This window comes from Kitasatospora sp. NPDC048545, assembly GCF_040651155.1.
Lineage (GTDB): Bacteria > Actinomycetota > Actinomycetes > Streptomycetales > Streptomycetaceae > Kitasatospora.
The window spans coordinates 62248-75578 of the sequence record NZ_JBEZIQ010000042.1 but is presented as its reverse complement, the minus strand read 5'-3'; the positions used below and the strand labels follow the sequence as shown (position 1 = coordinate 75578).

At 74.5% G+C, this 13331-nt stretch carries 11 protein-coding genes; 7 read left to right on the top strand and 4 right to left on the bottom strand.

Features of this window, described 5'->3' with window-relative positions; genetic code table 11:
* Positions 1 to 2: 2 nt before the first annotated feature.
* From AB0D10_RS32205 to AB0D10_RS32175, 7 genes are all read left to right on the top strand, one after another.
* On the top strand, positions 3 to 1292 hold the full coding sequence (locus AB0D10_RS32205; RefSeq protein WP_360262494.1) for a HAMP domain-containing sensor histidine kinase: 1290 nt from the start codon (positions 3 to 5) through the stop codon (positions 1290 to 1292).
* Between the two features lie 146 nt (positions 1293 to 1438).
* Positions 1439 to 2224 (top strand): ABC transporter ATP-binding protein, encoded by a 786-nt coding sequence (locus tag AB0D10_RS32200; protein ID WP_360262493.1) that lies wholly within the window; start codon positions 1439 to 1441, stop codon positions 2222 to 2224.
* A gap of 108 nt (positions 2225 to 2332) precedes the next feature.
* Complete coding sequence (locus AB0D10_RS32195) at positions 2333 to 4897, top strand: FtsX-like permease family protein (protein ID WP_360262492.1); 2565 nt, start codon at positions 2333 to 2335, stop codon at positions 4895 to 4897.
* Positions 4898 to 5093: 196 nt separating this feature from the next.
* Positions 5094 to 5306 carry a hypothetical protein gene (locus AB0D10_RS32190; protein ID WP_360262491.1) on the top strand — a complete coding sequence of 71 codons (213 nt, stop codon included), beginning with the start codon at positions 5094 to 5096 and terminating at the stop codon, positions 5304 to 5306.
* Positions 5307 to 5824: 518 nt separating this feature from the next.
* Positions 5825 to 6505: a lysophospholipid acyltransferase family protein gene (locus tag AB0D10_RS32185; protein WP_360262508.1), complete on the top strand. Its 681-nt coding sequence runs from the start codon at positions 5825 to 5827 to the stop codon at positions 6503 to 6505.
* A gap of 328 nt (positions 6506 to 6833) precedes the next feature.
* Positions 6834 to 7466, top strand: coding sequence for a hypothetical protein (locus AB0D10_RS32180; protein ID WP_360262490.1), 633 nt, complete (start codon positions 6834 to 6836; stop codon positions 7464 to 7466).
* A gap of 127 nt (positions 7467 to 7593) precedes the next feature.
* Positions 7594 to 7929, top strand: a complete 336-nt coding sequence (locus AB0D10_RS32175) for a hypothetical protein (protein ID WP_360262489.1) — start codon at positions 7594 to 7596, stop codon at positions 7927 to 7929.
* A 345-nt stretch (positions 7930 to 8274) separates the two neighbouring features.
* On the opposite strand, the gene AB0D10_RS32170 is transcribed toward AB0D10_RS32175, so the two are convergent.
* The 4 genes from AB0D10_RS32170 to AB0D10_RS32155 all read right to left on the bottom strand — a co-directional run bounded on the left by AB0D10_RS32170 (position 8275) and on the right by AB0D10_RS32155 (position 13268).
* Entirely contained in the window at positions 8275 to 9075 is an 801-nt protein-coding gene (locus AB0D10_RS32170; RefSeq protein ID WP_360262488.1) for a maleylpyruvate isomerase family mycothiol-dependent enzyme, read from the bottom strand.
* A gap of 627 nt (positions 9076 to 9702) precedes the next feature.
* Positions 9703 to 10302 (bottom strand): cation transporter, encoded by a 600-nt coding sequence (locus AB0D10_RS32165; protein ID WP_360262487.1) that lies wholly within the window; start codon positions 10300 to 10302, stop codon positions 9703 to 9705.
* A gap of 471 nt (positions 10303 to 10773) precedes the next feature.
* A complete protein-coding gene (locus AB0D10_RS32160; RefSeq protein WP_360262486.1) occupies positions 10774 to 12159 on the bottom strand; it encodes a M14 family metallopeptidase in 1386 nt (461 codons plus the stop codon).
* Between the two features lie 305 nt (positions 12160 to 12464).
* A complete protein-coding gene (locus AB0D10_RS32155) occupies positions 12465 to 13268 on the bottom strand; it encodes a hypothetical protein (protein WP_360262485.1) in 804 nt (267 codons plus the stop codon).
* Positions 13269 to 13331: the final 63 nt, after the last annotated feature.

Genomic DNA, 13331 nt, shown 5'->3' with positions numbered 1-13331 from the left:
CGGTGCGGGTCTCCGGCGGGCGGTGGTCGGCCCGAGCGTCGCTGCGCTGGAAGATCGCCGCGCTGGCCGCGGTGACCGCCTGCCTGGTCGTGGCCACCGTCGGCGTCCTGGTGCACCTGTGGACCGCGGCCGACGTGCGCAGCCGGGCCGACGCGCGGGCCGTCAACTCGCTCTACTCGGCCATGGACGTCCACCGGCGGACGGGAGCGTTGGCGGACGGTGCCGAACTCGACCCGGCCGATCTGCCCGCCGCACTGCGCCACCCGGCCGACGGCGACCGCCACACGGCCTACGACGGGCGCGTCGAGGGCAATCTCGGGCCCAGCGTCTGGGCCGCCCAACGGACCGGCGGCCCGGGCAGCCCCGTCCTCGCCCTGCAGATCAACATGAGCAACGACCTCCACACCCTGCGCCGACTCGACGTCACCATGGTGACGGCCTCGCTGGTCGCGCTCGCGGCGGCGACGCCCCTCGCGGTCTACGGGGCCGGACTGCTGGCCCGCAGGCTGCGCCGGGTCTCGCGGACCGCGGTGCGGATCTCCGACGGCGACCTCGACGCCCGGACCGGGCCCGTCCCGGGGCAGGACGAGGTGGCCGACATCGCCGCCGCCGTCGACCTCATGGCCGACAGTCTCAGCCGACGGCTGCGCACCGAACGCCAGTTCACCGCGGACGTGGCGCACGAGCTGCGCACCCCGGTCGGCGGTCTGCTGGCCGCCGGCGACCTGCTGCCACCCGGCGAGACGGAGGACCTGATCCGCGCCCGGGTCCGCGACCTGCGCGCCCTGGTCGAGGACCTGCTGGAGGTCTCCCGCCTGGACGCCGGTGCCGAGGCACCCGTCCGCGCGCGCGTACCGCTCGGCGCCGTCGTCGCCGAGGCCGTGGCGCGCACCGGCCTCGCCACCGAGGTCACCGTCGCCGGGACCGCCGGGACCGACGGGGCGGAGGACACCGGGGCGGGCCCCAGCGGACCGACCGTCGAGACCGACCCGCGCCGGCTGGAACGGATCCTCGGCAACCTCGTCGTCAACGCCCACCGGCACGGCGCCGCCCCGGTGCTGGTCACCGTCCGGGACCGCACCGTCGTCGTCCGCGACCACGGCCCCGGCTTCCCCACCGACCTGCTGCTCCGCGGCCCGCGCCGCTTCCACACCGGCACCCGGGGCCACGGCCCGGGCCACGGCCTGGGCCTGACCATCGCCGAGGGACAGGCGGGCGTGCTCGGCGCCGAACTGCGCCTGGACAACGCCCCGGACGGCGGCGCCGTCGCCACACTGCACCTGCCGGGCTGACCCGACCGCCCCGACCGCCCGGACCGATGGGCGGTGTACGGAACCGATACGCAGCGGCGCCGCCGTCGACACACGGCGGCCCTGGCCCCGATACGTTCCCCGGACACCCTTTGAGTGCGCTCTTCCGCACGTGCAAAGGAGTCCCCGTGACCGCCCGTTCCGTCCCCCCGTACACACCGCACGGCACGCCCGGGATCGCGGCCGCCACCACCGACCTGACGAAGGTCTACGGCAGCGGCGACACCCGGGTCGTGGCCCTGGACCGGGTGAACGTCGCCTTCCGCGAGGCCGAGTTCACCGCGATCATGGGGCCCTCCGGCTGCGGCAAGTCCACCCTGCTGCACTGCGTCGCCGGGCTGGACACCCCCACCTCCGGATCCGTGCGAGTGGGCACCACCGAGCTGGGCCCGCTGGCGGACCGGCAGCTCACCCAGCTGCGCCGCGACCGGATCGGGTTCGTCTTCCAGGCGTTCAACCTGCTGCCGACACTGACCGCGCTGGAGAACATCACACTGCCGTCGGACATCGCCGGACGCCGCCCGGACCGGCAGTGGCTGGACCGGGTGATCTCCCTGGTGGGCCTCGGCGAGCGACTCGGGCACCGTCCCGCGCAGCTGTCCGGCGGCCAGCAGCAGCGCGTGGCCGTGGCCCGCGCCCTCGCCTCCCGCCCCGCGATCGTCTTCGGCGACGAACCCACCGGGAACCTCGACTCCCGGGCCGGGGCCGACATCCTCGGCTTCCTGCGCGAATCGGTGCACGAGCTGGGCCAGACCGTGGTCATGGTCACCCATGACCCCGTCGCCGCCGGGTACGCCGACCGCGTGCTCTTCCTCGCCGACGGCCGCCAGGTCGAGGAGATGGACCGGCCCACGCCGGACCGGGTCCTGGACCTGATGCGGCGTCTTCCCGCCGGAGGCCCGCGCACCGGCTGACCCGCCCGTCCCTCCCGCCCCGGGAGCAGTTCCCGAAACCCGGACCCGAACCGCGTCCATCGCCCGTCGCCTTCGAGCCGGCCACCCCGCCACCCACCCGGAAGCCCCATGCTGAGAACTGCGCTGCGCACCCTCCTGGCCCACAAGTCCCGCCTGGCCATGACGGTCTTCGCCGTCGGCCTCGGTGTCGCGTTCGTCAGCGGCACCCTCGTCTTCGCGGACTCCACCGCCGCGGCCCACCGTGCCGCCGCGTCGAAGAACTTCGCCGGCATCGCGGTGGCCGTGACCGCGACGTCGCCCCCGCCGGGGGCGCCCGCCGAACCGCAGGCGGACGTGCTCGACGACGTCCTGGTCCGGACGTTGGCCGCCGTGCCCGGCGTCGCCGCCGTACGGCCGTCCGTCGACGGCTCGGCCGTCCTGAACGCGGCCGACGGCACCCCGCTGCGGGCCGGCCGGGCCTGGGCGCACCCGGCCGCCGCCTACGTCCCCGGCCCGGACGGCAAGGACGGCCGCTTCCCGCTCGTCGAGGGCCGGGCCCCCGCCGGCGACGGTGAGATCGCCGTGGACCGCGGCACCGCCGACGCGGGACGCCTCCGCCTCGGGGACACGGTCACGCTGGCCACCGACGGCCCGGTGATGACCGCACGGCTCGTGGGCGTCGTCACCACCGACGACACCCGGGTGACCGCCGGCGGAACCCTCACCCTGTTCGACCGGGCGACCGCCCAGCGGCTGTTCGCGACCCCCGGCCACTACACCGGCCTCGACCTGACCGCCGTGCCCGGTACCGCTCCGGCCGACCTCGCCCGCCGGGTCACCGGCCTGCTCCCGGCCGGCCGCGCCGAGGCCACCACCGGAACCGCCCTCGCCGCCCGACAGGCCGTCCTCGTCGACACCCTGACCCGGGGCTACGAGAAGGTGCCGATGGTCTTCGCCGGGGTCTCCCTGTTCATCGGCTCGTTCCTCGTCGTCAACACCTTCACCATGCTCGTGGCACGGCGCACCCGGGAGATCGCGCTGCTGCGAGCGATCGGCGCCTCCCGCCGCCAGGTGTCCCGGTCCGTCCTGCTGGAGGCCACCCTGGTCGGCGTGATCGCGTCAGCGGCAGGCTTCCTGGTCGGCCTCGGCATCGCCGAGGTCCTGCCCGCCCTCCTGGGCACCGACGGGAGCACCCTGCCCCGGGGGCCCCTGGTGGTCGGCCCGCGCTCCGTCGCGGCCGCGCTCGCCGTGGGCGTCGGCGTCACCGTGCTCGCCGCGTGGCTGCCCGCCCGACGGGCCGCGAAGGTCGCGCCCGTCGAGGCGATGCGCACGGGCGGCCGGCCGCCCGCCGCCGGCCGGTCCCGGCTCCGCGGCCTGGCCGGTCTGACCCTCCTCGGCGCCGGCGCGGGCCTGCTGATCCCGCTCACCGGCGCCGAGGACGCCTCCGAGGCGAACCTGCGGAACGCCATGGCCGGCTGCGGCCTCCTCGTCGCCGCCCTGATCGTGCTCGCGCCGCTGCTCGCCGTCCCGGTGATCCGGCTCACCGGCCGGCTGACCGGCCGCCTCGGAATCACCGGGCACCTCGCCCGGGAGAACGCGCTGCGCGACCCGCGCCGCACCGCGGCCACCGCCGCCACCCTGCTGGTCACCACCGCGCTGGTCGCCGGGCTCGCCGTCATCGGACACTCCACCGGGCAGGCCCTCGACCGCCGGGCCGCGGCCGGGCTCGGCGCCGACTACGTGATCGGCACCCGCTCCACCACCACCGGCATCGACCCGGCCGCCGCACGGCGGGTGGCCGACACACCCGGCGTGCGGACCGCGAGCCCCGTCACCGACGCCACCCTGTTCACCGGCGGCGGTGTCCGGACGATCTCCGGCGTCGACCCCGCCACCGTGGACGCCGTCATGAAGCTCCACTTCGTCAGCGGCTCCGCGAAGGACCTCGGACCGGGCCGGATCGCCGTCTCCGGCACCGTCGCCCGCGAAACCGGTGTGACCACGGGCGGCCTGCTCGACGCCCGCATGGGCCGCGGCGGGCAGTTCACCCGGTACACCGTCGTGGGCGTCTACCAGGACAACCCCGTCGCCCACGACGCGCTGGGGGCCCGTGCCGAGGTGGCGGAACACGGCTTCCTGCCCGGCACCGTTCAGCGCGTCCTCGTCCGCACCGACGGCGGCACGGTCTCGAAGGCCGTCGAGGACCGGCTAAGGGCCGCCGTCGGCAACAACCCGCTGCTGGACGTGCGGGACCGGGCGCAGATCGTCCGCGAGGCCGCCGGCCCGGTGGGTGACCTGCTCGACGTGATGTACGGCATGCTCGCCATCGGCGTGGTCATCGGCGCGCTCGGCATCGCGAACACCCTGGCCGTGTCCGTCGCCGAACGGACCCGCGAGATCGGCGCACTGCGCGCTCTCGGCATGGACCGCACCGGGATCCGGCGGATGATCCGCCTGGAGGCGGTGACCGTCGCCGCCTTCGGTACCCTCCTCGGCCTGGCCGGCGGTGTGTTCGGTGCCTGGGCGGTCGGCTCGCTCGCCAACGGCGCGATCGAGCAGTACTCCCTGGTGCTGCCCTGGGGGACACTCCTCCTCGTCTGCCTGCTGTCCCTGGCGACCGGCGCGCTCGCGGCCGCCGTCCCGGCCCGCCGGGCGGCCGCCCTCGGCCCGCTCGAAGCCGTCGCGCAGGCGTGACGGCTCGGGCACCCGGTCCGGCGCGGGGCGCCACCGCAGCCGGACGGGGGGCCGACCGAAGCGGTTCGGGGCGGCCACCGAGGAATCGTGCTCGGCCGGCACCTTTCGGTATTCGTGGCGATCTTGCCCTGCTTGAGTGGGAACACCTCCGCAGCACGTCGGAGGACGTCCACATCCCTCGATGACAGGAAGAATCATGACGTCCCGTAGCCAGACGACCACCCCCGCCCTCGTGTCGGAGCAGCAGGGCCCCGCGCGCCGTTCGCGGCTGCGTCTCGTGTTGGCCGGCGCCGCCGCCCTCGCCGTCGTCGGCGGCGGTGCGGTGCTCGCCGCCGACCACATCGCCGGGTCGTCCGACTCCGCGCAGCAGTCGCACAGCCTCGCCCAGGGCTGGAAGGGCCGCTACTGAAAAGGCCCTGACACGGCCTGCGTGACGCCGCCGGTCGTTCCACGGCTGCGGCGGGCGCTGCTGTGGGCGCCCTGTTCCCGGCGGTTCACGATCCCGCACCGGCGGCACGCTCCTGCCGGCGGTGTCCAGCGGGTCGGCGGTGATGCGAGCCCCTCCGGGGCGCCCGCGCCACCGCGTCCGGCCCGGTGACGGCGGGGTCCGCGACCGCTCGGTCGGGCCTCCCCCCATACTGGGGGACCCCTCCCGGCCCGTCACGGCCGGCGCGGGCCCACCGGGTGGTGCCGATCGGTCCGACCGATCGGCACCACCCGGTCCCGTGAGAGGCGTCCGGAGAGTCCGCCCGCACCGCGGGGACCCACCCGCCGCCCGGCGCTCCCCCACCGAAAGGCCCGCGCATGCCACCGATTCCCGCCGCCCCGGACGCCCCGGCTCCGGACGCCCCCGCCCCGGACACCGCCGGACCGCAGCCCACCCCCCGGCTCGGGCCGGCCTACCGCTTCGTGGCCGCCGTCGGCGGTATGGCCTGCCGCCTGGCCGGCCGCTCGGACTGGCGGGGCACCGAGCACTTCCCCCGGCAGGGCGGCTACATCACGGCCGTCAACCACAGCTCGGCCTTCGATCCGTTCGTCTACGGGTACTTCCAGTACCGCACCGGCCTGCCGCCCAGGTTCTTGATCAAGTCCTCGCTGTTCGCGCGGCCGCTCGTCGGCCCGCTCCTGCGGGCGGCCGGGCAGATACCGGTGGAGCGTGCGAGCAGCCGGGCGGCGCAGGCCCTGGACGGGGCGCGCGAGGCACTCGCGCGCGGCGAGTGCGTGGCGATCTACCCGGAGGGCACCCTCACCCGGGATCCCGACCTGTGGCCGGGGCCGGGAAAGACGGGCGCCGCCCGCCTGGCACTGTTGACGCGGGCACCGGTCGTCCCGGTGGCGCAGTGGGGCGCCCACCGCGTCGTCCCGCCGTACGGCCTCGGCGGACGACGGGTCAGGTTCCGGCCCCGGCCCACCTTCGTGGTGGCGGCCGGCCCACCGGTCGACCTCGCCGACCTCTACGACCACGAACCCACCGCCGCCGTCCTGCGCGAAGCAAGCGCGCGGATCATGGCGGCGATCACCGCCGTCCTGGAGGACATCCGCGGCGAGCAGTACCCCGGCCGCCCGGGCGAGGCCGGCACACCGGCCGCACGACCCCTCGCGTCCTGACCGGCCGGCCGTCGTCGGGTTCGGAGACCGTGCTGGCCGCCGCGGTGAAGGCGTACCGCTCCGCCGCCGGCGGCTGACGCCGAGCACCGCCCCGTACCGAAGGCCCTGCCTGGCCGCCCGTGCTCCTCGGGGGTCCCCCTCCCCCGCGAGGGTGAGCCGTTCCGTTCTCACGACGGAGGCGCCGCAACCGCGGTGACCACGATCGTGGAGTCAGCAGGTATTCAGCGAGGCAGTCGGCGCGACATCCGGCACGGCAGCGGCCACCGAACCGGTGGGCGAAGTCCGGCTGTCCGCACCGATTCGGGCGCTCGGACCAGGAGGACTTCCCATGACGGTTCGCTCCATTGCGGCGAGGCTGCACGGCCGGACGGCGGCGGGTGTTCCCCGCTGGGCGGTCCGGGCCGCGTACGCGACCTCCCTGACCGTGTTGCCCGCCGGCCTCTGGCGGATCCTGAGCGTCGACCTGCGGTTGCCGCTGATGGAGGCCCCGAGCGACGGCCGCCCGCCGCCGGCCTGGTTCGGCGGCGAGTGGTGGTACGTCATCGCGCTGAGCCTGACCAGCGAGGCCCTGGCGTTCCTCGCGGTCGGCCTGGTCAGCGAGTGGGGCGAGGTGTGGCCCCGGTGGATCCCCGGCCTGGGCGGCCGCCGGGTGCCGGTCCTCGCCGCCGTCATCCCGGCCGGGCTCGGTGCGACGGTGAACACCCTGCTGTGGCCGTACTCACTGACCATGATCAGCATCGGCCGCAAGATCAACGGCGACGTCAACCCCGGTACGAACCCGCACGGCTGGCAGGCCGTCGTGTTCTACGGCTCGTACTGGCCGCTGGCCGCCTGGGGGCCGCTGCTCGGCGTCCTCACCGTGCACTACTACCGCCGTCGCCGCGCCACCGGGACCGCCGGGGCCACCAGGACCGCCGCCACGGCGGGCGGGAGTGCGTCCCCGGTCGCGACGTCACGGTGAGACGCCGGCCCGTGGTGGTGCCTCCGGGGCACCTCCACGGGCGTCCGGGCCGCACGGCACCCGGCCCAAGCTCTGCGGTTCCTCAAATCTCTTGCCGTACACGGAGCGTGTCGGCCACCATCCAGCCATGGCACGATTCCTGGACCTGAACACCAAGCGCAACTCCGTCCTGCTCATCCGGGACTCCGACACGGTCGCGGCAGCCCTGAAGCAGGCACTGGCCGAGGCCTCGCCGGAGGAACGCCCGGGCCTGGAGCGCGCCGTCGCAGTGGTCGAGTCCACCGCCGCCGCCACGGAGACCCGGCTGCGTGCCACCTGGGTCCGCTCCCGGCTGGCCGCCGCCGGCTTCACGGGCGACATCGGCTCGGTCCACGCGCTGAAGGCGCTGCGCCAGGCGGAGCCGGGCCTGAGCCTGCTGTCGGCGGTGGAACTGCAGAAGGACGCGGTGGCCGAGCCCGCCTGACCGGCCCCGCCCCGCCGCCGGACGTCGCCGAGCGTGTTGGACGGCAGCCTGGCCAGCAGGCGGGCGCCCTGGACCGGTGCGGCAGGCCGAGAGCAGAACCGAGAGTCAGCAGGTCCCGGCGCTGGCGGCGGCGCCGGGCCCGCTTGCGGCAGGCCGGCCCGCAGAACGTCTGCCGGGCGGGCGCGTCCTTCGGCAGTGCCGTCCGGCACCACGGGCAGCGCCGAATCCTTCGGGTCACGCCACCAGCGTCCCGCGTCCGCGGTGGTCGGGCACGGGGCGGTGCCGTTGCCTCCGGCCCGCCGAACCCGTTGCCCGGCCGCCTCGCGAATGTGCCCCCGCTACGTCCTACTTCTCCTCCGGCTCCCAGGCGCGGAGCAGGTCGAGCAGCCCTGCGTCTCCGTCAACGTGCAAGGATTCGGCCGGGATACGGTCGTACAAGTAGAGGACCAACTCACTGGCCGTGCCATGGACGGAGGCGCCGGCTGCGTCCGAGTCCTCGCCGGTCGCGGCAGTGGGCGCGGGGATGCGGGTGGAGCGCGCGCCGTCGCCGTCGACCGTGAGGCGCCAGGAGCGGCCCTCGGCGGCGTGGAAGTCGAAGGCCGTGGGCTTGTGCGGCCAAGCACTCGGCGTTCCGCAGACGGTGAACAGGAACTCCTCCACACCGTCGAGTACCACCTCGACCGGCAGCGGCTGCGGGGCGCCCCAGGCGAGCTGGGCGTCGTACGTGTGCACCGCGGTCTCCTGGACCCGGTGCCGGGCGACACCGCCGGAGGTTGGCGGTGACTGCGACGCAGGCCACCACGTCCAGCAACCGCTCTCCGGTCCTGCCTCGCGCAGGGCGCTCAGCAGAAGCTGCGTCGACGCGGCCAGCCAGGACAGCAGGACCTCACGCTCCCGCGGCACTACCAGAGCGGCGCGCGCAGCGGCGGCCTCGGCCGGGGGAGCGTCGGCAGGCCCCGCACCGACGATGGCGGCCCAGAAACGGTCTCCCCCACCCAGGTGCTTCACCAGATCGAACAGCGTCCACCCGGGGCAGGTCGGCACCTGTGCGTCAAGACTGGGCGCGGCGGCGACCGCGGCGCGGAAGGCGGTCGACCGTTCATCGATCAGTCGCAGCAGGTCGAGGAACTCAAGATTCTTTTCCACGCCGGATGTCTATCACCGTGCTCCGGTGATTGGACAGCGATTTTCACAGTCGCCACCGGTCGGCCGTCGCGGACGTCCTCGCCTCCCACCGCTCGGGTGACGAGCTGCGCACTGCTGCGAGGACGCTGGTGGTGGCGGTACGCCAGGCGTCGTGCCTGTGCTCTGGCCTCGCCGCGCGGCCGGGCACCTCGGCGACGTGACGTCCATCCGGTGCGCGCGGTCATGCTGCCGCTCGATGTGACGGACGCGGAGGTCACGACGGCGGAGGAGGACCGGTCGGGTCGGGAGTTCATGTCGCGCCAGGAGAACCGGCCGGGCCGGGTCCGGCGGGTCCGGCGCCGCCTGGGCGCCGGCGGGGGCCGGGGACACCAGCCACCCGGCGACCCGAGTTTCCACCGCACGGCATCGCCGTTGCCATGGAACAAACGTCACGACCTGGGAAGACAGCCATTTCAGCCATGCGAACCGTCGACAGCCAAAGGATGTTCTCGGCAGGTCGGACGGGAGCCAGTCGGGCAACGAGATCGGGAGCCACTGAAGGCGTCGGAAGAACAGGACTTGCCGTCAGAGCTTCATGATCGGCCGGGAGTTGCGGAACCGCCCCGGTCGAGTGACGCGACAGGCCCGTCAGTGTTCGCCGAAGAAGATCTCTCGGACCTCGCGGACGGCGTAGTAGACCAGCACGTAGCCTGCCGCGGGGTCGGCCCACCACCAGCCCAGCGTGGAGTTCAGGACCAGGCCCACGAGGACGGCGGCGGCGAGCAGGCCGTCGATCAGGGTGACCCGGCCCTCGGTCTTGAGGACCGGGTTGTCCAGCGCGGCGCCAGTACGGGCTTTGCCCGCTGCCAGGGCGAACATCACGGCGGCCGTCACCGCGGTCCAGGTAATACCCAGTGCGGAGTGGTGCGGGTGGAAGCCGGTGGCCAGCACCACGGTGGACTGCACCAGGAGGTACAGGGCGAGGAGGGCGAAGCCGGCGCCGATCAGCCGAAGTGCGCGGCGTCGGCGGGCCTCGCCCGTGCCGGACAGTTCCCAGATCACCACGGTGGACGCGCCGATCTCGATCAGCGAGTCCAGACCGAAGCCGGCCAGGGCCACTGAGCGGGCGGAGGTCGCGGCCACGGCCAGCACCACGATGCCGACCGTGTTCCAGCCGAGCGTGGCGTATTCCAGGGCGAACCCACGGCGGAGCGCGGACTGGCGGGGGATCTTGTTCGGGGTGGTCACTGCGGCATCGTTCCGTCCCGATCAGTAGCCGTCGTGCCCCGGCACCAGCAGCCGCCCGGCTCGGCCGTCCGAACCAGCGCCCCACGTCGTCCCGGCCACGGTCTGCCGCTGTTCCGCCAGTTCACTCGGCCTCCCCTGTTGCCCGACAACCGGCCCCGAATCACGCTACCCGAGTGGCTCCGAAACAACGACCTGCCCGATGGCCGGAGGAGCCCCCGCCGACTCCCCGCGCGGCTGGAAGCCACCGGCACCCGGGGGAAGGCGCCCCACCCGCCGTCCGGCCGGACGGAGCGGCCCGGGCACGGCACCGCCGGATCGGCCGCAGGCCGATGCCCCACCGCCCGCCTCGAGCAACGGCATTGCCGCGGAGCGGTCCGGGCATCCGGTGGTTCCTCCGGCTCCGGGCGGCCCGCCGGGTCCGGCCGGTCCCGACCCGTCCCGACCGGCCCGGGCCGCCCGCGTGGCGGTCGGTCAGGCGGGGATGCCGCAGTACTGCTGCTGCTTGCCGATCGCTCGGTAGACGCAGTCCGCCGTCTCCACCAGCCGCAGGACCGCTTCGCGGTTGCGGCTGGTCTCGCGGCCGATGACCTCGTCGGGCGGGTAGAAGCCTCCGCCGCTGCCGCTCGGGCCGGGGTACATCTCGAAGGTGTAGGCGAAGACCCGTTGGGCGCCCCACAGCCAGTCGTCGATCGCGCCGTCGGTGATGTAGAGGTCGCTCGACTGCTCGGGCGTGTAGCCGTTGGTGGCGGCCATGGTGCGGCCGAGGGTGGCGAAGGTGTTGTACTCGTCGGCGGTCATGCCGGCGGGGGTGTCGGTGGTGGTCCAGCCGAACGGCCAGAGCACCAGCTGACTGTAGGTGTGGAAGTCGATGGCGGCGGTGATCTGCTGCTTGCCGCCGACGACCCGGCTGCGGACGAAGTCGGCGACCACCTTGGTCTCCGTGGCCGACTCCGGCGCGCTGCCCCGGTAGGTCTCGTTGGAGGTGGAGCCGGAGGAGCCGCCGCAGCAACCCCACTTGTAGTTCCAGTTGCGGTTGAGGTCGGTGCCGACGCTGCTGCTGCCGGCGTTCGGCTGGCGGTCCTTGCGCCAGCTGCGGTAGCGGCCGGTGGCGATGTCGTACTCGCCGCCGTCCGGGTTGAGGTCGGGGATCACCCAGATCTCACGGCTGTTGACGGCGTCGGCGATGCGGCTGTCGGTGGCGTACTTGTCGCCGAACTCGTGCAGCAGGTAGAGCGCCATCTCGACGGTGAGGTGCTCGCGGGCGTGCTGGTGGGCGGTGAACAGCACCTCGGGCTCGTTCTCGTCGGTGTTGACGTTGTCGCTGATCTTCACCGCGACGATCGGCCGGCCCTCGTAGGAGGTGCCGATGACGCGCTTGCTCATGATGTCCGGGTGCGCGGCGACGACGGCGTCGATGTCGGCGGTGGCCTCGGCGTAGTTGTGGTAGCCGGAGTCGGCCTGCGGGAAGTCGTACACCGCGCCGGCCACTCCCTCGCTGCCGGACCCGTCGCCGTAGCGGGGGCCGGGCAGCGCGACCGGGGACCAGCCGAGCGCCCGCAGCCGGGCGGTCTCGGCGAGGGTCGCGGTGACCACCACCGCGTCCGGCAGGACGGCGTCGACGGAGGCGCCGGTGGCGGCGACGGCGGTGCGTTCGGCGACGGTCCGGGGGCCGTCGAGCCGGTACTGCCGGGCCGCGTCGGTGCCGAAGTCGGCCTCGGCGCCGGTGTCGGCGGTCGCGGATGCGGGGACGGCCGGGCGGTCGGGGGAGGCGGCCCGGGCGGTGATCGGGGTGGCGAGGGCGAGGGCCAGCAGTACGGCGGTGGCCGCAGCGGGCTTCCCTCGGCGGGGCAGTCGCATGACTGTCCTCCTGTGGGGGGTCCGTGGGGGCGGAACGGTGGAGGAGGTGAGGCGCGCGCCAGCATGATGGTCCGCCAGTGTCATGAGTTCGTCAAGACATCGGAAAGACCGACCGTTCTCGACCCGGGTGAGGACCGCCGACCGACCCGTCTCCCGCACCACCGCCCCCAACGCGCCGAAGGCGGCTCCGTCCTGCGGGTCGGTCAGGCATCCGTAGCGGGCCGACCGGAACGCGCGGGCGTCCGCGAGCATCGCCGCCGCCTCCCCCGACCCCCGACCCCCTGCCCCCTGCCCCCGGCGAACCGTCAGCCGAGGGCCGCGAGGATCGGCGCCCAGGTGGTGCCGGTGAGCGCGGCCACCGCCTGCTGCTCGGTGAGCGGGGGCGCGGCCCGGGTCGGCTTCGGCACCTCACTGCCCGTGCCACCGCCGGTGCTGTTCCACTGCACCATCTGGAGCTGCGCACCGGTCGCCTTCAGGGTGACCGTCACCGTCCAGCGGTGGGCGGCATCGACGTTGCCGGTGTGCTTGGCCACGTTCCGCTCCGACATCACCAGCGCCCCGCCGGGGATCTCGGCGCTGCTCGGCAGCTCGCGCAGCGTGCAGGTGTCACCGTCGGCCCGCGCGGGTGCCTGGTCGCAGCTCAGCCCGTCCCCGTCCCTGAGCGGCAGCTGGAGCCGCACGGCCGAGACCCCGACGCTGGCGAGGCCCTGGCCGTCGTCGAGGACCAGGCTGCCGTTGGCGACGAGGCCGCGGGACGGGTCCGCGGGGTCGTTTCCCTGTCCCTTCTCCTCGCTGAACCGGCCCCCGGGGAACGTGCCCTCCAGGGCCTGGATCATCTGGGTGTCGGTGATCGCGGTCCGGGGCGCCGCCATCGGCGTCATCTCCCGGTCGGATCCCCCGAGACGGCTCCCGAGCATTCCGGGAACCACCAGGCCCACCGCCGCGATCGCGGCGCAGGCACCGGCCCCGGCGGCGACGACGCCGGCGACGCGCCGACGCTTGCGGCTCCGCCCGCGCTCGACGGCTCCGCCCAGGAGCGCGGTGAGATCGGGATCGAGGGAATCGGTCGTACGGTCGAGGGCACGGGCGAGGTCTGTTTCGAACGGCATGCCGGCGTCACCTTCTCTGTGTGCTGATGGGGGGGTTGTGCGACTGCTGCGACCTGCTCGGCG